Origin of the sequence: Cellulomonas humilata (assembly GCF_013359775.1) — a bacterium.
GTDB classification, from domain to species: domain Bacteria; phylum Actinomycetota; class Actinomycetes; order Actinomycetales; family Cellulomonadaceae; genus Cellulomonas; species Cellulomonas humilata.
Map to the genome: position 1 here is coordinate 13,731 of NZ_JABMCI010000043.1, position 20,565 is coordinate 34,295.

16 protein-coding genes are annotated in these 20,565 nt (G+C 73.6%); 10 read left to right on the plus strand and 6 right to left on the minus strand.

Annotated elements, in window-relative coordinates:
• Positions 1-78 precede the first annotated feature (78 nt).
• Complete coding sequence (locus HP550_RS03020) at positions 79-3,699, plus strand: FtsK/SpoIIIE domain-containing protein (RefSeq protein ID WP_175346119.1); 3,621 nt, start codon at positions 79-81, stop codon at positions 3,697-3,699.
• Here HP550_RS03020 and HP550_RS03025 read toward each other — a convergent pair.
• A complete protein-coding gene (locus HP550_RS03025) occupies positions 3,681-4,076 on the minus strand; it encodes a hypothetical protein (RefSeq protein WP_175346120.1) in 396 nt (131 codons plus the stop codon). The genes HP550_RS03020 and HP550_RS03025 overlap by 19 nt on opposite strands.
• 390 nt (positions 4,077-4,466) lie before the next feature.
• Between HP550_RS03025 and HP550_RS03030 the strand changes: the two genes are divergently transcribed.
• The gene (locus HP550_RS03030; RefSeq protein WP_055912771.1) at positions 4,467-4,715 is read left to right on the plus strand and encodes a WhiB family transcriptional regulator; all 249 of its coding nucleotides are present in this window, start codon (positions 4,467-4,469) and stop codon (positions 4,713-4,715) included.
• Positions 4,716-4,826: 111 nt separating this feature from the next.
• On the opposite strand, the gene HP550_RS03035 is transcribed toward HP550_RS03030, so the two are convergent.
• Complete coding sequence (locus HP550_RS03035) at positions 4,827-6,308, minus strand: histidine kinase N-terminal domain-containing protein (protein WP_175346121.1); 1,482 nt, start codon at positions 6,306-6,308, stop codon at positions 4,827-4,829.
• Positions 6,309-6,419: 111 nt separating this feature from the next.
• Between HP550_RS03035 and HP550_RS03040 the strand changes: the two genes are divergently transcribed.
• The 5 genes from HP550_RS03040 (at position 6,420) to HP550_RS03060 (ending at position 11,740) form a co-directional block, all read left to right on the plus strand.
• The gene (locus HP550_RS03040) at positions 6,420-6,938 is read left to right on the plus strand and encodes a DUF2505 family protein (RefSeq protein ID WP_175346122.1); all 519 of its coding nucleotides are present in this window, start codon (positions 6,420-6,422) and stop codon (positions 6,936-6,938) included.
• Between the two features lie 288 nt (positions 6,939-7,226).
• Positions 7,227-8,528 carry an ABC transporter substrate-binding protein gene (locus tag HP550_RS03045; protein WP_343047955.1) on the plus strand — a complete coding sequence of 434 codons (1,302 nt, stop codon included), beginning with the start codon at positions 7,227-7,229 and terminating at the stop codon, positions 8,526-8,528.
• An 86-nt stretch (positions 8,529-8,614) separates the two neighbouring features.
• Positions 8,615-9,625, plus strand: coding sequence for a carbohydrate ABC transporter permease (locus tag HP550_RS03050; RefSeq protein ID WP_175346123.1), 1,011 nt, complete (start codon positions 8,615-8,617; stop codon positions 9,623-9,625).
• Positions 9,622-10,536, plus strand: a complete 915-nt coding sequence (locus HP550_RS03055) for a carbohydrate ABC transporter permease (RefSeq protein WP_175346124.1) — start codon at positions 9,622-9,624, stop codon at positions 10,534-10,536. The genes HP550_RS03050 and HP550_RS03055 overlap by 4 nt, the downstream gene beginning before the upstream one ends.
• A 163-nt stretch (positions 10,537-10,699) precedes the next feature.
• Positions 10,700-11,740, plus strand: coding sequence for a substrate-binding domain-containing protein (locus tag HP550_RS03060; protein ID WP_175346125.1), 1,041 nt, complete (start codon positions 10,700-10,702; stop codon positions 11,738-11,740).
• A gap of 92 nt (positions 11,741-11,832) precedes the next feature.
• Here the strand turns inward: HP550_RS03060 and HP550_RS03065 are convergent, their stop codons facing one another.
• Positions 11,833-15,114, minus strand: a complete 3,282-nt coding sequence (locus HP550_RS03065) for a proline dehydrogenase family protein (RefSeq protein WP_175346126.1) — start codon at positions 15,112-15,114, stop codon at positions 11,833-11,835.
• Positions 15,115-15,339: 225 nt separating this feature from the next.
• On the opposite strand from HP550_RS03065, the gene HP550_RS03070 reads away from it, so the two are divergent.
• From HP550_RS03070 to HP550_RS03080, 3 genes are all read left to right on the plus strand, one after another.
• Positions 15,340-15,732, plus strand: coding sequence for a hypothetical protein (locus HP550_RS03070; RefSeq protein WP_175346127.1), 393 nt, complete (start codon positions 15,340-15,342; stop codon positions 15,730-15,732).
• 82 nt (positions 15,733-15,814) lie between these two features.
• A complete protein-coding gene (locus tag HP550_RS03075) occupies positions 15,815-17,086 on the plus strand; it encodes a Glu/Leu/Phe/Val dehydrogenase dimerization domain-containing protein (RefSeq protein WP_175346128.1) in 1,272 nt (423 codons plus the stop codon).
• Between the two features lie 37 nt (positions 17,087-17,123).
• Positions 17,124-18,176: an MsnO8 family LLM class oxidoreductase gene (locus HP550_RS03080; protein ID WP_343047956.1), complete on the plus strand. Its 1,053-nt coding sequence runs from the start codon at positions 17,124-17,126 to the stop codon at positions 18,174-18,176.
• Here HP550_RS03080 and HP550_RS03085 read toward each other — a convergent pair.
• The 3 genes from HP550_RS03085 to HP550_RS03095 are packed head-to-tail and all read right to left on the minus strand — an operon-like array spanning position 18,173 to position 20,483.
• The gene (locus HP550_RS03085) at positions 18,173-18,529 is read right to left on the minus strand and encodes an META domain-containing protein (RefSeq protein ID WP_175346129.1); all 357 of its coding nucleotides are present in this window, start codon (positions 18,527-18,529) and stop codon (positions 18,173-18,175) included. The genes HP550_RS03080 and HP550_RS03085 overlap by 4 nt on opposite strands.
• A gap of 24 nt (positions 18,530-18,553) precedes the next feature.
• The gene (gene hemQ / locus HP550_RS03090) at positions 18,554-19,246 is read right to left on the minus strand and encodes a hydrogen peroxide-dependent heme synthase (protein WP_175346130.1); all 693 of its coding nucleotides are present in this window, start codon (positions 19,244-19,246) and stop codon (positions 18,554-18,556) included.
• A gap of 25 nt (positions 19,247-19,271) precedes the next feature.
• Positions 19,272-20,483, minus strand: a complete 1,212-nt coding sequence (locus HP550_RS03095; protein ID WP_343047957.1) for a ferrochelatase — start codon at positions 20,481-20,483, stop codon at positions 19,272-19,274.
• Positions 20,484-20,565 lie beyond the last annotated feature (82 nt).

Here is a 20,565-nt window from a genome sequence, read left to right on the forward strand (position 1 = left end):
GGCCTGTGGGCGGCGTGGCGCGTCCCGGGCGCGGGGCCGACGCCGCCCGTGCGGCGGGGCGCGCGACAGGGTCGTGCCGTGCGGTTCACCTTGCTCCACCCCGACCCCGCCCGCGGTCCGGGGCTCCAGACCACCGACGTCGAGGCGGACGTCGGCACCGCCCTATCGGCGCTGCGGCCCGCGCTCGCCCGGGTGAGCGGCTACCCGGGGTGGGCCAGCACCGGGGTGCGCCCCGCGGTCGCGGCCGCCGTGCTCGACGACCACCACACCGTCGGGCAGCCGCCGCTGGTCGAGGGGTGCGTGCTGCGGGCGGAGCCGGGGCCGCGCACGACGGTCGACGTCGCCGTGGCATCCGCGTGGCACGTGGCGGTCACGGCGGGTCCCGACAGCGGCGGCGTCGTCGCGGTACCGGTGGACGCGGCCATGACGGTCGGCCCCGCGGGCTCCTGCCTTGCCGTGCACGACGACACGTTCCCGGCCGTGCAGGTCCGGCACCGGCGCGGGCGGGTGCAGCTGCGGACGGGGCTCCTGTGGCGGCGGTGGCGGACCGAGCGGCCCCGCCGGGTCGGGGCGTCGACCGTCGTCCTGCGCGCCGCCCCGGACAGCTCACCCGGGAGCCGACCGGCCGAGCCGGTCCCGGCCGCGCGCCCGGCCACCTGGCTCACCCCGCTGGTCGGCTCCGTGGCCCTGGCGGTGGCGCTCCGGCAACCCCTCCTCGCGCTCGCGGGCCTCGCGGTGCCCCTCGTCGGTCTGGGCGCTGCCGGGGTCACCCGGTTCCGGCGGCGGCACGGCGCGGGGGACGACGAGTCGGTGCGGGACCCGGCCGCACTGGTGGCCGCGACCGTCCGGGCCGCCCTGACCGGCAGCGATCCCGCCACGCTCGACCAGCCCTGGGACGCCGGCGGCTCGTTGGCGGTGGTCGGTCCACGAGCGCTGGTCCTGCCCGTGGCCCGAGCCGTGGTCCTCGGCACGCTCGGCACCCATCTGATCGGGACGCTCGCGGTCCGCACCCGGCACGACACCGACTGGTCGTGGTGCGTCTGGGTGACCGCGGCCGACGCCCCGCTCCCCCACGGGCCGCACGAGGCACTCGTCGTCGCGGACCAGCCCACCGACCCGGCCGCGCTCGCCCGGTGGCGTGCGTCCGCGCCGCCCGCGCACCGCCTGCTCGTCGTCGCCGGCTCCGCAGCCGAGGTCCCTGCGTGGTGCCGCGCCCGGCTGGAGGTGGGCCTGCGGTCGGTCCGGCTGCGCGACGCGTCGGGCACGGTCCGGGACGTCCCTCGGCACACGCTGACCGCGCAGCGCGCGCTCGACCAGGTGCGCGCCGCCGTCGCCGTCCGGGCGGCCACCGATCCGGTGGGCACCGGCGCTGCGCTCCCGCCGCGGGCGTCGTTGGCCGCGCTCGACGGGATCCCGGCGCCCGACCGGGTGTCCGCCGTGTGGGCGGTGCCCCGCTCCGGGCTCGTCGCGGCGCTGGGCGTCGGTGCGGGAGGGCGCACCGTCGCGGTGGACCTCGTCGCCGACGGGCCGCACGTGCTGGTCGCGGGCACCACGGGCGCCGGGAAGTCGGAGCTGCTCACCACCCTGGTCCTGGCCCTCGCCCTGACGCACCCGCCCGACCGGCTGGCGATCCTGCTGGTCGACTTCAAGGGCGGGACGGGTCTCGGGCCGGTGTCGGGGCTGCCGCACGTGCTGGAGCACGTGACGGACCTGGACGCGGCGCACGCACGGCGGGTCCTCACCGCGCTCCGCGCCGAGCTGCGTCGCCGCGAGCACGCCCTGGCCGCGGAGGGAGCCCGTGACCTCGCCGAGCTGGATCCCGCGGCTGCGGGCACACCGCCGCGCCTGCTCGTCGTCGTCGACGAGCTCCGCGCCCTGACCGAGGACGTCCCGGAGGCAGCAGCGGCTCTCACCCGGATCGCCGCACAGGGGCGCGCGCTCGGCGTCCACCTCGTGCTGGCCACCCAGCGTCCGGCGGGGGCCGTCGGAGCCGACCTGCGCGCGAACGTCGCGTTGCGCATCGCCCTGCGCGTGACGGACCAGGCCGACTCGACCGACGTGCTCGACGCGCCGGACGCCGCCCTCATCGACCCGGCGGTGCCGGGCCGCGCGTGGGTGCGCCGCGGGACGCGGTCCCTCGAGCCGGTGCAGGTCGCTCGCGCGGTCCTGGCGCCCGCCGCCCCGACCGTCCGGCCGGCCCGTCCGTGGTCGTCCGGTGGTGTCGGGTGGTCACCGGACCACCCAGCGGTGGCACAGCCGGTGGACGACCCCGTCGAGGTGTGGGTGCGGGCTGCCGTCGAGGCCTCGTCGGGTCGGCCACCGGGCGGCCGGTGCCCGTGGCTGCCGGCACTCCCACCGGTGGTCACGCGTGCGGACGTCCCGGACGGGCCCGGGCTCGCCCTGGGAGTCTCGGACCTCCCGGACGAGCAGCGCCGGGGTGCGGTGCGCTGGGACCCGTCCGCGGGGCCGCTCCTCGTCCTCGGCGGTCCGCGCTCGGGACGCACGACCGCCCTGCTCGCGGCGGGCCTGGAGGCGCTGGACCAGGGCTGGGAGCTCCACACGGTCGGCCTGCCTCCCGACGCCGTGCGCCGGCTCCGGGCAGGTGACCGGCAGGGCCGTCTGGGCAGCACTCTCCAGTCCGACGACCCGCGGTCGGTGGCCCGCCTGCTCGAGCTGGCTGTGGCGTCGGGACGGACGCGGGTGCTGGTCCTGGTCGACCGCCTCGACCTGCTCCTCGAGTCGCTCGGCGGGCTCGCGCGCGGCGCGGGCGCGGAGCGGCTGACCGCGCTCTGGCGGGGCAACGCCGGTGGTCCCGCCCTGGCAGCGGGTGCCGACGTCGGCGCGGCGGTGCTGCGGCACGCCGGCTCGTTCGCCCACCGGCTGGTGCTCCCGCTGCCGGACGCGACGCTCGACGCGCTGGCGGGCGTGCCCGGCGAGCTGGCGGGACGCCGCACCACCGCCGGTCGGGCGGTGCACGTGGACGCCGGCGGCGCGGAGCTGTGCCAGGTCGTCCTGCCTGAACCGGAGCACGAGCCCGACCGGTCCAGGGTCTCGCGGGACAGTGCCGTGCTGCTGGTGCGCAGCCTGCCCGACCGGGCGGAGCTGCCCGTCGGCACGGAGGCCCTGGACGGGCTCACCGTCCCGCTGGGACCGGGGGGTGATGACGGCGGGACCCTGCGGGCCGACCTCACGCACGGTCTCCTCGTGGCGGGTCCGCCCGGGTCGGGCCGCAGCACCGTCCTGGCGGTCGTCTCGCGCTCGCTCGTGCGGGCGGGGGTGCGGGTGGTCCGGCTCGTGGACCCCGCGGGCGTCGCCCCGCCTCCGCTGCCCGGCGTGCGGGACAGCGGACCGGGGGACGTCCTGTCGACGTGCGAGCGGGAGGGTGCGGCCGTGCTCCTGGTCGACGACCTGGACGAGCTGGAGCGCAGCCATCCCGGGCTGCTCGGCGCGGCGCTCACGCCGAGCCTCGTGGCCACCGTCACGTCGGCGTCCGCGGCGCAGGCGTTCCGGGGCACCGTCCCCGCGCTGCTCCGACGCCGCCGGGTGCTCGTGCTGGACCCGCACGACCCGGCGTCGGCCGAGCTGGTGGGTCCCCGTGCGCCCTGGTGCGTCGACCCCCTGCGCCGGCCCCCGGGCCGCGGCGTGCTGCTCACGGGACGGGACGCGGTCGTCGTGCAGGTCTACTCCGGTGCGTCCTGACGTCGCGCCGTCACCGCGACAACGGCCGGCAGCAGGAGCCCGACGCCGACGGCGACCGCGACGACGAGCACGAGGGCCGCCCAGACCGTCGGCTCCGCCCCGAGCCAGCCGACCGCCAGGACCACGAGCAGGATCTGCCACATGATCACCGGCGACCGCGCCCAGCGCCGGCCGCGCCACAGGCCACGGGCCGCCAGCAGGAGCAGCAGCGCGATCCCGATCCCGAAGGCCGCGAGGAAGAGGCTCGCACCTGCCATCGTCGCGGTGCCGCGTACGACGTCGGCGATCCAGGCCACCCCCAGCCCGAGGAAGGCAGCGGCCTCCAGGGTCAGCAGGAGGCAGACGACGAGCAGGGCGACGGGTCGGCGGTCGGTCACGTGCCCGAGCCTAGGCAGGTCGGCGGCGCGGGGCCGCCCCCATGTGCGCTGACCTGCACCGACGTGACGAAAGACCCATTACCACGTCCGGAGCGTGTCTCACGCCACGACGTGACGCTGCTCACCGCCTACGACTGGCGCGGCGACACGGACTTATGTCCTACACCGGCCCTCACCTGCACCAATACGCGGGAGCGATGCTCACACAGTCCACCCACAGGTGTGACGAACGCCTCAGCCGTTATCGACGTGAAACCTTCCCGTAACTCTTGTGGACTTGCCATACCGGTGCGAGCCTTGATGCAGCAAGTCACCCACCCCCGATCTCATGTCCAGACTCGCGCGCCCTGACCCAGGGTGCCGTCTCGACGTGTGCCTAGGAGAGATCTGATGGATTGGCGCCACCGCGCAGCGTGTCTCGACGAGGACCCGGAGCTGTTCTTCCCCATCGGCAACACCGGTCCCGCGTTGCTCCAGATCGACGAGGCGAAGGCTGTCTGCCGCCGCTGCCCCGTCGTCGACACCTGCCTCAAGTGGGCGATCGAGACCGGCCAGGACGCCGGCGTGTGGGGCGGGCTCTCCGAGGACGAGCGCCGCGCCCTCAAGCGCCGCACCGCGCGCCAGCGCCGCGCCGGCTGACCTCCCGCCGCCCCGCTACGGCCCCGCCGCGCACCGCGCTGCGGGGCCGAGCCACGTCTGCGCCGGTCAGACGAGCCGGTCAGATGAGCCGGTCAGATGAGCCGGTCAGGGTCAGATCAGTGCCGCCGCGTCCCGCGGTCCGCGCAGGCGCGCCTCGATGACCACCGACGTGCCGCCCCCGACGCGGCTCGACCACTCGATCGTGCCGCGCATCTCGTTGGTCACCAGCGTCGAGACGATCTGCGTCCCGAGCCCGGTGCCGGCGCCACGACCGGTCGGCAGGCCGGAGCCGTCGTCGGCCACCTCGACGCGCAGGGCGTCGTCCTGCCGCTCCACGATGACCTCGACGGTCCCCGACTCCCGCCCCTCGAACCCGTGCTCGACCGCGTTGGTCACCAGCTCGGTGAGGATCAGGGCGAGCGCGGTCGCGTCCTCCGCGGGGATCGAGCCGAACGACCCGCGCACCAGCGTGCGCACGCTCGCGCCCTCGGTGGCCACGTCCGCGGCGAGCCGGAGGCTGCGACCGACCAGGTCGTCGAACGGCACGCTCTCGTCCAGGGTCTGCGACAGGGTCTCGTGCACGAGCGCGATCGTGGCGACCCGACGCATCGCCTCCCCCAGCGCCTCCTTGGCCTCGGGCGACGCGACCCGCCGTGACTGGAGCCGCAGCAGTGCGGCCACCGTCTGGAGGTTGTTCTTCACGCGGTGGTGGATCTCCCGGATCGTCGCGTCCTTGGTGATCAGCTCGCGCTCACGACGACGCAGCTCGGACACGTCGCGGCACAGCAGGACCGCACCGACGCGCTGGCCGTGCTCGGTCAGCGGCACCGCGCGCAGGGAGAGGGCGACGCCGCGCGCCTCGACGTCCACCCGCCACGGCGCCCGCCCCATGAGCACCAGGGGCATCGACTCGTCGACGGTGTCGTGCTGCTCGATCAGGTCCGCGGTCACCTCGACCAGCGACCGGCCCACCAGGTCGCCGACCACACCGAGCCGGTGGAAGCAGGACAGCGCGTTCGGGCTCGCGTACAGGACCTCGCCCTCCGAGTTCAGGCGGACGAGCCCGTCGCCCACGCGCGGGGCGCCGCGGCGCGGACCGGTCGGGGCGTCGGGCGCCGGGTACTCCCCGCGTCCCACCATCGCGAAGATGTCGTCGGCCGCCTCGACGTAGTTGAGCTCCAGGCGGCTGGGGGTGCGGGCGCCGCCGAGGTTGGTCTGGCGGGCGAGCACCGCGATCGGCTTGCCGCCGCGGACCACCGGGACCGCCTCCTCGCGCACCGCGTAGGAGCCGAACCAGCGCGGCTCGCGGGAGCGCTGGGCGGTGCGCTCGTCCAGCGACCGCTGGAGCTGGGGGCGCTGGCCCTCGGGAGCGCTCGAGCCGACGACGTCGTCGTAGTGCACCGTGGCACCGGTGGACGGGCGGCACTGCGCGATGGCCACGAAGTCGCCGTCCGTCGTCGGCAGCCAGAGCACCAGGTCGGCGAACGCGAGGTCGGACAGCACCTGCCAGTCGCCGACGAGCAGGTGCAGCCACTCGAGGTCGTGGGCATCGAGCGCGGCGTGACGAGCGGCGAGGGTGCTCAGGGTGGACACGGGCACCAGGTTAGGTGTCGTCTGGCGGAGCCAGGTGCACGAACTGCCAGGACGCCCGGGACGTGGCCGGATAGCCTCGGACCCACCGACCCGATCTTCGAAGGACCCATCGTGCGACTGAGCGTGACGATCGACCTGCCGACCGACGCCCACGCCGCGGCACGGCTGCTCGCCGACCCGGAGTACGTCCACCAGAAGGTGCGCGCCAGCGGTGCGCTCGAGCAGCACGTGGACATCACCGGCGCGCCCGACGAGGCCTTCACCGTGACGACGCGCCGCGCCCTGCCGACGGACCAGATCCCCGCGCACCTGCGGGGCTTCGTCGGGAGCCGGATCGACATCCGGCAGGTGGAGGCCTGGGAGGGTCCCGCGGCGGACGGCTCCCGCGTGGGGACGGTGGTCGTGGAGATCACCGGCGCCCCGGTGCGGCTCAGCGGACGCACGGCGCTGGCGCCGGCCGGCGACGGCTCGACCACCGTCACGTACGACGGTGAGCTGCGCGCGAGCGTGCCCTTGTTCGGCTCCGCGATCGAGCAGGCGACGGCCGAGGCCATCCGCTCGGCCCTCGAGGTCGAGCAGGACGTGGCGCGCCGGTGGATCGCAGGTCACGGGCCGACGCCACAGCAGTAACGATTCGGTAACACGGACCGATGTCCATATCGCTCTGACCTGCACAAACACTGGTGTGGGATCGCTACCACACGTAAACCGCCCATGTCCGTCCTTGACACTCGCGGGGGCGCCGACGACAGTATCCGCAGCGCGTGGGAACGCTCCCGCATCACTGCGGATGGGAACGCGACCACGCCGGGTCCACACGGCCCAACCCGACGTCCGTTCGCGCCCCCTGCGGCGAGCAGACGACGGGTGCCCTAGGGGTACGGCGAGGACGCCGTCCGACTGACAAGGGAGTCACCAGTGCGCAAGACCACTAGCAAGATGTGGGCGGCCGCGGCGGGGGTCACGGGCATCGCCCTCCTCGCAACCGCCTGCTCCGGCAACTCGGACACGCCCAGCGACGAGGGGTCCGACGGCGGCACCGAGAACATCACGCTGACGCTCGGCACGTTCAACGAGCCTGGCTACACCGACGAGATGTTCGCGGCGTACGAGGCCGAGAACCCGGGCGTCACCATCGAGAACAAGAAGGCCGCGACCTCGAACGAGGCCCGCGACAACCTGAACACGCGCCTCGCGTCGGGTTCTGGTGCCTCGGACGTCGAGATGATCGAGATCGACTGGCTCCCCGAGCTCATGCAGTTCCCCGAGAAGTTCGAGGACCTGGCGGACCCGGCGCTCGACGGTCGCTGGAAGGACTGGAAGGTCGCTCAGGCCACGACGCCCGACGGCAAGCTCCTCGGCTACGGCACCGACATCGGCCCGGAGGCCATCGCGTTCCGCGGCGACCTGCTCGCCGCTGCCGGCCTGCCGTCCACGCGTGAGGAGGTCGCCGCCGAGCTCGGCGGCGCCGACGCCACGTGGGACGACTACTTCGCCTTCGGCAAGCGGTACACCGACGCCACGGGCAAGCCGTTCTTCGACGCCGCTGGTGCCATCTACCAGGGCATGATCAACCAGGTCGAGAACGCCTACGAGGAGAACGACGGCACGATCATCGCCGCCACGAACCCCGAGGTGAAGGACATCTACGACGCCGTCACCAAGGCCTCGGTCACCGACAACCTGTCGGCGCACCTCGGCCAGTGGAGCGACGACTGGACGGCCTCGTTCCAGACGGACGGCTTCGCGACCATGCTGGCGCCGGGCTGGATGCTCGGTGTCATCGAGGGCAACTCCGCCGGCATCACCGGCTGGGACATCGCTGACGTCTTCCCCGGCGGCGCCGGCAACTGGGGCGGCTCGTTCATGACCGTCCCGTCGCAGGGCAAGAACGTCGAGGCCGCGAAGAAGTTCGCCGCCTGGCTGACGGCCCCGGAGCAGCAGCTCCAGGCCTACAAGAACAAGGGCACGTTCCCGAGCCAGGTCGAGGCGCTCGCCTCGGACGAGCTGCTCGGCTCCACGAACGCGTTCTTCAACGACGCCCCGGCCGGCCAGATCCTGGCCAACCGCGCCGAGGGCATCATCGCCCCGTTCAAGGGCCCGAACTACTTCGCCATCAACGACGCGATGCAGTCGGCTCTGACCGAGGTCGACGTCAACGGTGGTGACGCCGCTGCTCAGTGGGACACCTTCGTGAGCGCGGTCAACGCGCTCGGCTGACGCTAGCCAGGGGCCGGGCCGATGGGTCACCCATCGGCCCGGCCCTGCCAGCGAAGGCTCCGGACCACTGCCACGAAGGACACCTGATGGCCACCTCCACCACCTCGCCCCACCTCGACAGCGGCCGCCGGCGCGATCCCGATCGCGCACCCCGTCGGGTGGGCTTCAGCCAGACCCTGGGTCGCTGGGACGTCAAGGTCTCGCCCTACCTCTACATCTCGCCGTTCTTCATCCTCTTCGCGCTCACGGGCTTGTTCCCGCTGGTGTACACGGCCTACGTGTCCGTGCACGACTGGAACCTGATCGGCGGCAAGGGCGAGTTCGTCGGCTTCGAGAACTACCTCTTCGTCGTCCAGGAGCCCAACTTCTGGAAGGGCCTGCGCAACACCTTCAGCATCTTCCTCATCTCGACGGTCCCGCAGCTGATCATCGCGATCGTGCTCGCGGCGCTCCTCGACGCGAACCTGCGCGCACGGACCTTCTGGCGCATGGGCGTGCTCCTGCCCTACGTCGTCGCGCCCGTCGCGGTCAGCCTCATCTTCGGCAAGCTGTTCGCCGACAAGTCCGGCCTCATCAACACGGTGCTCGGGTACATCGGCATCGACCCGATCGGCTGGCACGCCCAGATCCTGCCCAGCCACATCGCGATCGCGACCATGGTCGACTTCCGCTGGACGGGCTACAACACCCTCATCCTGCTCGCCGCGATGCAGGCGATCCCGAAGGACCTCTACGAGGCCGCCGTCCTGGACGGTGCCTCGCGCGTCCGCCAGTTCTTCTCGGTCACCGTCCCGATGCTGCGGCCGACGATCATCTTCGTCGTCATCACGTCGACCATCGGTGGACTTCAGATCTTCGACGAGCCGCGACTGTTCGACCAGACCGGCCAGGGTGGCCCGAGCCGTCAGTGGATGACCGCCACGATGTACATCTACGAGCTCGGCTGGGGGAACCAGAAGAGCTTCGGACGAGCGTCCGCGGTGGCCTGGATCCTGTTCCTCATCATCATCGTGATCGCCATGATCAACTTCGCGGCGACGCGCAAGATCTCGTCGGAGACCTCGGCGACGAAGAAGCGGAAGAAGGTTTCCCGATGAGCGCCCCCTCGCTGCCGGTCATCCGGCAGACCGCCGGCCGCGGTGCCGCCCGGGCTGCCGGTCGGAGCCGCTCCACGGCCGCCGGGTCCGACCGTCGGCCGGGCTGGGTCACGTACGTGCTGCTCGCGGTCGCGATCGTCCTGGCCATCGCCCCGCTGTACTACGCGTTCCTGCTGGCGTCGTCCAACTCGGCGTACATCGCGCAGAACCCGATCCCGTCGCTGATCCCGCAGGGCGAGTTCTTCGACAACGTCAGCAAGGTCCTGAACGGGGACATCCAGTTCTGGAAGGCGCTCGGCAACTCGATCATCGTCGGGACGGTCACCGCGCTGTCGGTGGTCCTCTTCTCCACGCTGGCCGGCTTCTCGTTCTCGAAGCTGCGGTTCCGCGGCCGCAACGGCCTGCTCGTGTTCGTCATCGCCACCACGGCTGTGCCGACGCAGCTGGGCATCGTGCCGCTGTTCATCCTGATGTCCCAGTTCGGCTGGACCGGCAAGCTCATCGCCGTCATCGTGCCCGGCCTGGTCACGGCGTTCGGCGTGTTCTGGATGACGCAGTACCTCGAGTCGGCGCTCCCCTACGAGCTCGTCGAGGCCGCCCGCGTCGACGGTGCCTCGATGATCCGGACCTTCTGGCACATCGCCCTCCCGGCGGCGCGTCCGGCGGCCGTCATGCTCGGCCTGTTCACGTTCGTCGCCTCGTGGACGAACTTCTTCTGGCCGTTCATCGTCCTGGGTAACCAGAACCCGACGCTCCCGGTGGCCATCCAGCTGCTCCAGGCGTCGTACTTCAAGGACATGTCGCTGATCATGGCGGGCGTCACCATCTCGACGATCCCGCTGATCATCCTGTTCTTCGTCGCCGGCCGTCAGCTGGTGGCCGGAATCATGCAGGGTGCCGTCAAGGGCTGAGCCCCGCACACTGGTCACGGCAGGTCCCGGACCCTCACCACGGTCGCACCTCGACCGCGTGAGGCCGGTCGATGGGAAGGGCGGGGTGCTCCCCGAGCGCCCCGCCCTCCTCATCACCCGCTCGTCATCGCTGCCTCGGCAGCCACAGGAGGGAAGACCAACGGTGGTCGACAACATCCCGGTCCACGTGGACCCCGCGCGGCCCCCCGCGCCGACGCTCGAGCAGGTCGCCGAGCGCGCCGGCGTCTCGCGCTCGACAGCCTCTCGCGCCATCAACGGCGGGCTGCGCGTGTCTCCCGAGGCGCTCGCCTCGGTCGAGGCCGCGGTCGCCGATCTCGGCTACACGCCGAACCGCGCCGCCCGCTCGCTCGTCACCAAGCGCACCGACTCGATCGCGCTGGTGGTCCCCGAGCCCGACGAGCGCGTGCTCTCGGACCCGTTCTTCGCCGGCACGCTCAACGGCCTGAGCACGTCGCTCGCCGACTCCGACATGCAGGTCGTGCTGGTCATCGCCCGCCCGGGCGAGAGCGAGCGCACGGTCCGGTACCTACGCAACGGGCACGTGGACGGGGCGATCGTCGTCTCGCACCACGCCAACGACGAGCTCGACCGGGCGCTCCAGCTCTCGCACGTGCCCAACGTGTTCGTCGGTCGCCCCCTGTCCGCGGACGAGCGGGACGTGCAGTACGTCGACACCGACAACGTCGAGGGCGGTCGGCTGGCCACGCAGCACCTCATCGACCGCGGCTGCACGCGCATCGCCACGATCGCGGGACCGGCGGACATGTCCGCCGGCATCGACCGGCTCACGGGGTGGCGCAACGCCATCCGCGCGGCCGGGATGTCCGACGACGCGGTGGTGCACGGCGACTTCACCATGGCGTCCGGCACCATCGCGGCGCGCGAGCTGCTGGCGCGGTACCCCGACGTCGACGCGATCTTCATCGCGTCCGACCTCATGGCCGCCGGGGCGCTCAGCGTCCTCGCGGAGCACGGCAAGGAGGTGCCGCGGGACGTCGCGGTGGTCGGGTACGACAACCTCGGTGTCGCGGCGTCGACCACTCCCCCGCTGACCAGCGTCATCCAGCCGGTCGTGGCCATGGCGCGTGCGGCGGGTGCTCGGCTGCTCGACCAGCTCAACGGCGCGCCGCCGTCGCCGCCCCTGATCTTCGCCCCGGAGCTGGTCATCCGCGCCTCGGCGTAGTGCGACCGCGTCGACGCCACGGGAGCGCGCCGACACGGTGACCGAAGGCCCGGCGGGACGACCCGCCGGGCCTTCGGTGCTCCTGCGCCGGCTCAGTCGGCCGCGGGGGGCACGTGACCGAACCGGTGCAGCGTGCGGCTGACCGCCTGCTCGCGCACGACCGTGAGGAGCTCGCGCACTCCGCTGGCGAGCACGGGTCCGTCGAGGACCGTCACGTCGCCCACCCGGGTCGCCGCGGCCGCGCGCAGGCCGGGCGCCGACCCGACGACACGCACGCGCCCGGTGACGCCGCCGGCGCGCAAGCGAGCGGCGAACGCCTCGTGGGACTCGCCGGACACGTCGCTGAGGGTCACCTCGACCCCCGCCGTCCGGGCCGCGTGGCAGACCCGGTCGATCTCCCGGGAGCGGGCGTCGTCGCCGGTCCGGACGGTGAGGTGCGGGACGGGCCGGTACCGCAAGAGGTTGGCCTCGACGCGCAGTCCCGACGGGTCGTGCTCGAGACAGAGGTCGCCGGCCCAGACCCGGGCGTCGTCCGCACGCGCCCAGGCCAACCAGGCGTCGTCGTCCTGCGGTACGTCGGGGGCGTCCTGCCAGCGACCGATCTGCGCGACGTAGTGGGGCCCGCCGGCCTTGGCGCCGGGACCGACCGTGGACGCCTTCCACCCCCCGAACGGCTGGCGCCGCACGATCGCCCCGGTGATGTGCCGGTTGACGTAGGCGTTGCCCACCTCGACCCGGTCGAGCCAGTGGTCGATCTCCGCCTCGTCCAGCGAGTGCAGCCCGCCGGTCAGCCCGAACGCGACCGCGTTCTGGAGGTCGATCGCCTCGTCCAGGGTCGCGACGCGCATGATGCCGAGCACCGGGCCGAAGCACTCGGTGGTGTGGAACCACGAGCCGGGCGCGACGCCGTGCTTGACGCCCGGGCTCCACAGCCGCCCCTCCTCGTCGAGCTGCCGCGGTGCGACCAGCCACGACTCCCCCGGGTCGAGCGTGGTCAGCGCGCGCAGCAGCTTGCCCGACGCGGGCTCGGTCAGGGGACCGACCGCCGTGCCGAGGTCGGTGGCGGGGCCGACGCGCAGGGACGACACGGCGTCGGCCAGCTGCCGGCGCAGACGGTCGGAGCGCCCGGCCGACCCGACCAGGATGGCGAGCGAGGCGGCCGAGCACTTCTGCCCGGCGTGCCCGAACGCGGACCGCACCAGGTCGGCGACCGCGAGGTCCACGTCGGCGGACGGCGTGATGACCAGCGCGTTCTTGCCGGACGTCTCGGCGAGGACGTCGAGGTCGGGACGCCAGCCGGCGAAGAGGCGTGCGGTGTCGATCGATCCGGTGAGCAGGACGCGTTCGACGTCGGGGTGGGTGACCAGGCGGCGCCCGACGTCGCCCTCGGGGCTGAGCACGACGGTGAGGATGCCGGCGGGGGCGCCCGCGGCGTCGAGCCCGCGCTGGATCGCGGCCATGGCGACCTGCCCGCAGTGCGGCGCCTGGGGAGCGGGCTTGACCAGCACCGGACTGCCCGCGGCGAGCGAGGCGAGCACCGACCCGACGGGGATGGCGACCGGGAAGTTCCACGGCGGCGTGACCACGGTCAGCCCCGAGGGCCGGTGCACCGCACCCGGCACGACGCCGTCGGCGAGGTCCGCCGCCCGGTCGGCGTAGTAGCGCGCGAAGTCGACGGCCTCGCTGACCTCGGGGTCGGCCTCGGCCACGGTCTTGCCCGTCTCGTGCACCATCGTCGCGACCAGGTCGGCGCGGGCGTCTTCCAGCGCGACGGCGACGGCGTGCAGCGCCCGGGCGCGCTCGGCGGGCGGTGTCGCGGCCCACTCTGGCAGCGCTGCGGACGCTCGCGCGACGGCCGCGTCGACGTCGTCGACGGTGGCGACACGGATCGCTCCGTCGGGCACCGGCACCTCGCGGTCGACGATCCCCCGTGCCCACGCGCGCGCCACCCCGACGGCGGGGTCGGTGTCCGGCGTGTTGGCGAAGGTCTCGTGCCCGGGTGCGTCGGCGTACGGTCGGGCCGCGCGGCGGGCAGCGGTCGACGGCACGTGCCGGTCGCGGAACGCCACGCGGAAGGCGTCCTCCTGCGCGTCCATCGCCGCACCCTCGGCGAACAGGGCGTGCAGGAAGTTCTGGCTCGCGGAGTTCTCCTCCAGCCGGCGCACGAGGTAGGAGATCGCCACGTCGAAGTCGTGCCGGGCCACCACCGGCGTGTAGAGCAGCACGGCGCCGACCGCGTCGCGGACCGCGCGCGCCTGCGCCGGGGCCATGCCCTGGAGCATCTCCACGTCGAGGGCCTCGGAGACGCCGCGCTGCTGCGCGATCAGGTGCGCGGCGGCGACGTGGAACAGGTTGTGGCTGGCGACGCCGACCCGCAGGGCCGACGTGCGGGCGGGGTCGAGGGCCCGGTCGACGAGCCGCAGGTACGCAGCGTCGACCTCCGCCTTGGACCCGTACGGCGCCTGCGGCCAGCCGTGCAGCTCGGCCTCGACCTGCTCCATCGCCAGGTTGGCGCCCTTGACCAGCCGCACCTTGAGGCGCGCCCCGCCGGCCTCCCGGCGCTCGGTCGCGATGCCCGTCAGCTCCTCGAGGGCGTCGGCGGCGTCGGGCAGGTAGGCCTGGAGCACGATGCCGGCCTCGGCGCCCATCAGCTCGGGGTCCGACACCAGGCGCTCGAAGACCCGCAGGGTCAGGGTCAGGTCGCGGTACTCCTCCATGTCGAGGTTGAGGAACGTGCCGTGCCGTGCCGCGGTCAGGTACAGCGGACGCAACCGCTCGACCACCCGGGCGACGCTGCCCTCCGTGTCCCACGTGGACAGCTGGCTGGCCACCGCGGAGACCTTCACCGACACGTAGTCGACGTCGGGACGCTCCACCAGGGCGTGCACCCGCGCGAGCCGCGCCGCCGCCTCACGCTCGCCGAGCACGGCCTCGCCCAGCAGGTTGAGGTTGAGCCGGAAGCCCTCGGCGCGGGTCGCCGCCAGGTGCGTCGCGAGGCCGGGACCGTCGTCGGCGACCAGGTGGCCGACGAGGCTGCGCAGCCTCTGCCGCGCCGCCGGCACGACGACGTCGGGCAGCACGGGTGCGACGAGCGCCCCGGCACCGAGCATCGCGCGGTCGAGCGGGCCGAGGAAGCCCGACGCGGCTCCGGCGGAGAGGCCGGCGAGCTCCCGGGCTGCGACGCGCACGTCCTGCGGGCGGGCGACCCGGTCGACGAACCGCACCGCCAGCTCGAGCCCCGCGGGATCCGAGACCAGCGCCGCCAGCCGCCCGGTGGTGCGGCGCTCGCGGGCCGTCTGGCCCTCCGCCGTCGCGGACAGCCAGGTCCGGGCCAACCGGATCGCGTCCTGCGTGACGTCGTGCGTCGTCGACATGCTGCTCCTCGCTCCGCCCGTGGGCCGGGTTGCGGCCGGGCTCTCGTGGTCTGCCGTGCGGTGGCCGGGTCCGGCCTGGGGCCAGTCTGGCTGTCAAGGACCGTCCGTGCGACGTCCATCGCCCGGATGCCGGTTGACCCGCCCGCCGGTTCTCGCCAGGGTGAACCCGTCCGCGCACCGTTGCGCGGTCGCGCCGACGCCACCGTCGACTCCCAGGGGACCCGCATGCCTGATCGTCACCGTGCCCGACGAGCACTCGTCACCGCCCTGAGCGCCCTCGCGCTGCTGGTCGGCGGCCTCGTCGCCGCCACCCCGGCCTCCGCCGGCGACGCCCTGGAGCCGGCGCCGCTGCGCACGGTGCCGGTCACGGGCGGTCTGGTGCAGCCCATGGCCACGATCGAGGACGAGGAGGAGTTCTGCCGGTGGTTGACCGGGGTCTACGTCAACCACCCCACCTACTACACCGTGCGCGTCTACAACTGCCGCGCCACCGACGTCTTCGTCAAGGGCGTCTACCTCAACGGCTCGTTCGGCACGTGCGTGCTTGTTCCGGCTCGCAGCTCGAGGCACCTCGGTGGCTCGGTGCTCAAGCCGCTCGACGGCGCGCAGGTCTGCTGACGGGTGCCCGCGGTGCGGACACGCACGGCTCGCCCCTCGGGCCTGCCGTGCGCCGACGCCACGCGGTGACAAGGTGGGGGGCGTGACGGACCTCACAGCGGAGACCCCGCAGCAGACCACGCCCCTCGCCACCGCCAAGGCCCAGCTCGCCGGCGCCGTCGAGATCCTTGGCTACACCGAGGGGCTCCACCGCATGCTCGCCACACCCCGGCGCGAGATGAACGTCGCTGTCCCCCTCCGGCGGGACGACGGCGAGATCGAGCTCTTCACCGGGTACCGCGTGCAGCACAACATCTCCCGCGGCCCGGGCAAGGGCGGGCTGCGCTACTCGGCCGGCGTCGACGTCGACGAGGTGCGGGCGCTCGCCATGTGGATGACCTGGAAATGCGCGGTCGTCGACGTCCCGTACGGCGGCGCCAAGGGTGGCGTCACCATCGACCCGCGGCAGTACTCGCAGTCGGAGCTCGAGCGGGTGACCCGGCGCTACACCAGCGAGATCATGCCGATCATCGGCCCCGAGCGGGACATCATGGCCCCCGACATCGGCACCAACGAGCAGACCATGGCCTGGGTCATGGACACCTACTCGGTGAACCTCGGCTACACGATCCCCGCCGTGACCACCGGCAAGCCGCTGGCGGTCGGCGGTTCGCTCGGACGCGCGACCGCAACCTCCCGCGGTGTCGTGCACTCCGCGGCCGCCGCTCTCGGCGACGCCGGGGTCAAGCTCCACGAGGTGAGCGCGGCCGTCCAGGGCTTCGGCAAGGTCGGCTCGCACGCCGCCCGGTTCCTGCACGACGCGGGCACCCGGGTGGCCGCGGTCAGCGACGAGCAGGGCGGGGTGATGAACAGCGACGGTCTCGACATCGTGGCCCTGATGCGGCACGTGGCCGAGACGGGCACGGTCGTGGGGTTCGACGGCGGCTCCCCGATCGACAACGCCGAGCTCCTCGCGCTCGACGTGGACCTGCTCATCCCCGCCGCGGTCGAGGGGGTGCTGGACGCCGAGGCCGCCGGCCGGGTCAAGGCGCGCTGGGTGGTCGAGGCCGCGAACGGGCCGACGACGCACGAGGGTGACCGGGTGCTCGCCGAGCGAGGCGTCGTCGTCGTGCCGGACATCCTGGCCAACGCCGGCGGTGTCGTCGTGTCGTACTTCGAGTGGGTGCAGGCCAACCAGGCGTACTGGTGGACCGAGCAGGAGATCGAGGACCGCCTGGAGCACCGCATGGTCACGGCGCACCGGGCGGTCGCCGCGGTCGCGGGCGCCGAGGGCATCTCGCTGCGCGACGCGGCGCTGACCATCGGTGTCCGGCGCGTGGCCGAGGCGCACCTCATCCGGGGTCTGTACCCCTGACGGGAGTACGGACGCGGGCACGGGTGTTGCGAACGAGGTGACTCGTCCGAACCCCGTGCCCCTGTCCGTGCTCGACACCTCCCCGGTCGCCGTCGGCCAGTCCTCCGGCGAGGCGCTCGCCGCGACCACCGCGCTCGCGCGTGCCGCCGACGCCGCCGGCTACGCGCGCTTCTGGGTGGCCGAGCACCACGCGATGCCGGCGGTCGCGTCCACGTCGCCCGGTGTCCTGCTGGCGCACCTCGCGGCGGCGACCGACCGCATCCGCGTGGGGTCCGGCGGGGTCATGCTGCCCAACCACCCGACGCTGGTGGTCGCCGAGCAGTTCGCGATGCTCGAGGCGCTGCACCCCGGCCGCATCGACCTCGGCATCGGCCGCGCGCCCGGCGCCGACCCGATGACCGCGGCCGCCCTGCGCCGCACCGTCGAGGGGTTGGGTGCCGAGGACTTCCCGGCCGAGGTCATCGACGTCCTCGCCCTGCTCGGGCAGCACCTGCCCGGCCGGGCTCCGTCACTGCGGGCCACCCGGCTGTCCGCGACCCCGTCGGCCACCTCGACCCCGCAGGTCTGGCTGCTCGGCTCCAGCTCGTTCAGCGCCGAGCTGGCCGGGTCGCTCGGCCTGCCGTTCAGCTACGCCCACCACTTCAACACCGGCTACACGCTCCAGGCCGCCGACGCCTACCGCCGCGCGTTCCGGCCGTCGCCGGTGCTCGACGCCCCGCGGCTCATGGTCTCGGCGTCCGTGCTGGTCGCCGGCTCCGACGACGAGGCCCACTACCTGGCGGGCCCCAGCCGAGTCATGGCCCTGTCGCTGCGCACCGGGCGGCCGCTCGGGCCGATCGTCTCCCCCGAGGACGCGGCCGCGGAGCTTGCGGCGCTGGACCCGGCCGCGGCCGCGGACTTCTTCGCCCGCGTCCCGGGCACCCAGGTGGCCACCACCGCCGACCGGGCCGGCGAGGCGCTGGCCGCCCTGGTGGAGCGCACCGGTGCCGACGAGCTGATGATCACGGGGACCGCCTACGACGTGGCGACCCGGGTGCACACGGTCGAGCAGGTGGCCGCGCGCTGGCCGGCGGTCGCGATCGCTGCCTAGACCCGCTGGTCGGCGGCGTGCGGGTCCCGGACCAGCCGGGCAGGGGCGATCCCGTCCAGCACCAGGGTGTCGTCGTCGGGAGCCGACACGGTCACCGGCTCGCCGAGCAGCCGCAGCACCTGCTGCTCGCACGCCATCGCGTCCGGAGGTCCCGCCATGAGTGTGGAGACGACCGGGCCGAACGTCAGGGTGTCGCCGTCGAGCTCCCACGTGCCGCGCACGCGGTTGACGCCGGCCAGGCCGAACACCTGCCCGTCACCGTCGAACGTCAGCCACGGGGTCGCGCGGCGCCGACCCTCCACCTGCGCGCCCTCGAGCGCCGTGAACCGCCAGGTACCCGCCAGGTCGACCATCCCTCGATCATCGCACTGCTGCTCTCACCCACGGGGCTGGCGGTCTGCCCAGGTCTCCAGGCTCACGCGCGGGCCGGTGTAGAACGGCACCTCCTCGCGCACGTGGAGGCGGGCGTCGGTGGCGCGCAGGTCCCGCATGAGGTCGACGATGCGGTGCAGCTCCTGCGCCTCGAACGCGAGGATCCACTCGTAGTCGCCGAGCGCGAAGGCGGAGACGGTGTTCGCGCGCACGTCGGCGTACCCGCGGGCGGCCTGGCCGTGCTCGACGAGCATGCGGCGGCGGTCGTCCTCGGGCAGCACGTACCAGTCGTAGGACCGCACGAACGGGTACACCGTCATGTAGTCGCCGGCCGGCTCCCCCGCCAGGAACGCGGGGACGTGCGTCCGGTTGAACTCCGCGGGCCGGTGCAGGCCCACCACGGACCACACGGGCAGCAGGTGCCGGCCGAGGTCGCTGGCGCGCAGCCGCTGGTAGGCACCCTGCACCTCCTCGACCGTCTCGGCGTGCCACCAGACCATGAGGTCGGCGTCGGCACGCAGCCCGGCCACGTCGTACCAGCCGCGGACCACGAGCCCGTCCGCGGCGACCGCGGCCTGCGCGGCGGCGATGAGCTCGGCGCGCTCGTCGTCGTCCTCGGGCAGCACCTCCTCGAGGGCGAACACGGTCCACATCGTGTACCGGACGGTGGCGTTCAGGGCCTCGGCGTCGTGCGTCATCGCGGGTGCGCTCCAGGTGGTGGGATCAGGACCAGGGGTCGGTCGAGCAGGCGGCGGGGATGCCGGTCGGGGTTCCGGCGCGCATCTGGCAGCAGCCCGGGCGGCAGACGGACCGGTAGGGCGGCAGCGCGCCGGCCGTCGCCTCGGGCACGGGCCTCGCGGCGTCCGCGACGACGTCGGCCGTGACGGGGTGCGGTCCGCTCGCCTCCGCGTCGCGGGCCAGCGCGGCCCGCTCCAGGACGAGGTCGACCAGGCCGCGCACGAACGGCTCGCGGGTCCCGACGCTGTCGGCGCGCACCGCCACGAGGCCGAGCTCCGCCGCGGTGGCCAGCGCCTCGGTGTCGAGGTCGAAGGCGACCTCCATGTGGTCCGAGACGAAGCCGATCGGTGACAGGACCACGGCCTGCACCCCCTGCGCCGCGATCGCGGTGAGGTGGTCGTTCACGTCGGGCTCCAGCCACGGCTGGCTGGGCGGCCCGGAGCGCGAGCAGTAGGCGAGGTCCCAGGTCACGGGCCGGCCGATCCGCTCCTCGACGGCGGCGGCCACCGTGGCGGCGACGTCGAGGTGCTGCGCGCTGTACGACGCGCCGGAGACCTGGGAGGCCTCCTCCATGGTGTCCGGGATCGAGTGCGTGACGAAGACCAGGCGGGCATCGCGCCCGATCGACTCGAACGCCTCGGTCACCGCGTCGACGTTCGCCTGCACGAACCCGGGGTGGTTGAAGTAGGACCGCACCTTGTCGACGACCAGAGGGTGCTCGCCCTCGCCCAGGCCGACGTCGGTGCCGAGCTCGTCGAGCGACGCCCAGAGGTTCTCCCGGTACTGCCGGCATCCCGAGTAGGACGAGTACGCGCTGGTCACGACCGCGACCATCCGGCGCGCGCCATCGCTGTACGCGGCCGACAGGGCGTCCCGGGTGTACGGCTCCCAGTTGCGGTTGCCCCACACCACGGGCAGGTCGAGCCCTCGTCGCGCCAGCTCCTCGGTGAGCGCCTTCTGCAGCGCGAGGTTCTGCCCGTTGATCGGGCTGGCACCGCCGAAGTGGTGGTAGTGCTCGGCCACGACGGCCAGCCGCTCGTCCGGGATGTTCTTCCCCCGGGTGACGTTGCGCAGGAACGGCAGCACGTCGTCGGGTCCGTCGGGCCCCCCGAACGAGAAGAGCAGGAGCGCGTCGTACGGGGCGACGGGGCTGCGCACGGTCGAGGTCGGGGTGCTCACGGCGGTGTCGGGGGCCACCTGACGATCATCGCATCGGCCGCCCGCGGGCCTCGCGGTGGGAGGCTCCCGCGGACCGTGATCTTGACCGCACGCGGTGTCA

Bases quoted from the DNA above. Each gene is read 5' to 3' on its own strand.
- hemQ (WP_175346130.1), bottom strand. From the start codon at position 19,246: ATGACGCACGACGCCGAGGCCCTGAACGCCACCGTCCGGTACACGATG.
- HP550_RS03050 (WP_175346123.1), top strand. From the start codon at position 8,615: ATGGCCACCTCCACCACCTCGCCCCACCTCGACAGCGGCCGCCGGCGC.
- HP550_RS03030 (WP_055912771.1), top strand. From the start codon at position 4,467: ATGGATTGGCGCCACCGCGCAGCGTGTCTCGACGAGGACCCGGAGCTG.
- HP550_RS03070 (WP_175346127.1), top strand. From the start codon at position 15,340: ATGCCTGATCGTCACCGTGCCCGACGAGCACTCGTCACCGCCCTGAGC.
- HP550_RS03065 (WP_175346126.1), bottom strand. From the start codon at position 15,114: ATGTCGACGACGCACGACGTCACGCAGGACGCGATCCGGTTGGCCCGG.
- HP550_RS03055 (WP_175346124.1), top strand. From the start codon at position 9,622: ATGAGCGCCCCCTCGCTGCCGGTCATCCGGCAGACCGCCGGCCGCGGT.
- HP550_RS03085 (WP_175346129.1), bottom strand. From the start codon at position 18,529: ATGGTCGACCTGGCGGGTACCTGGCGGTTCACGGCGCTCGAGGGCGCG.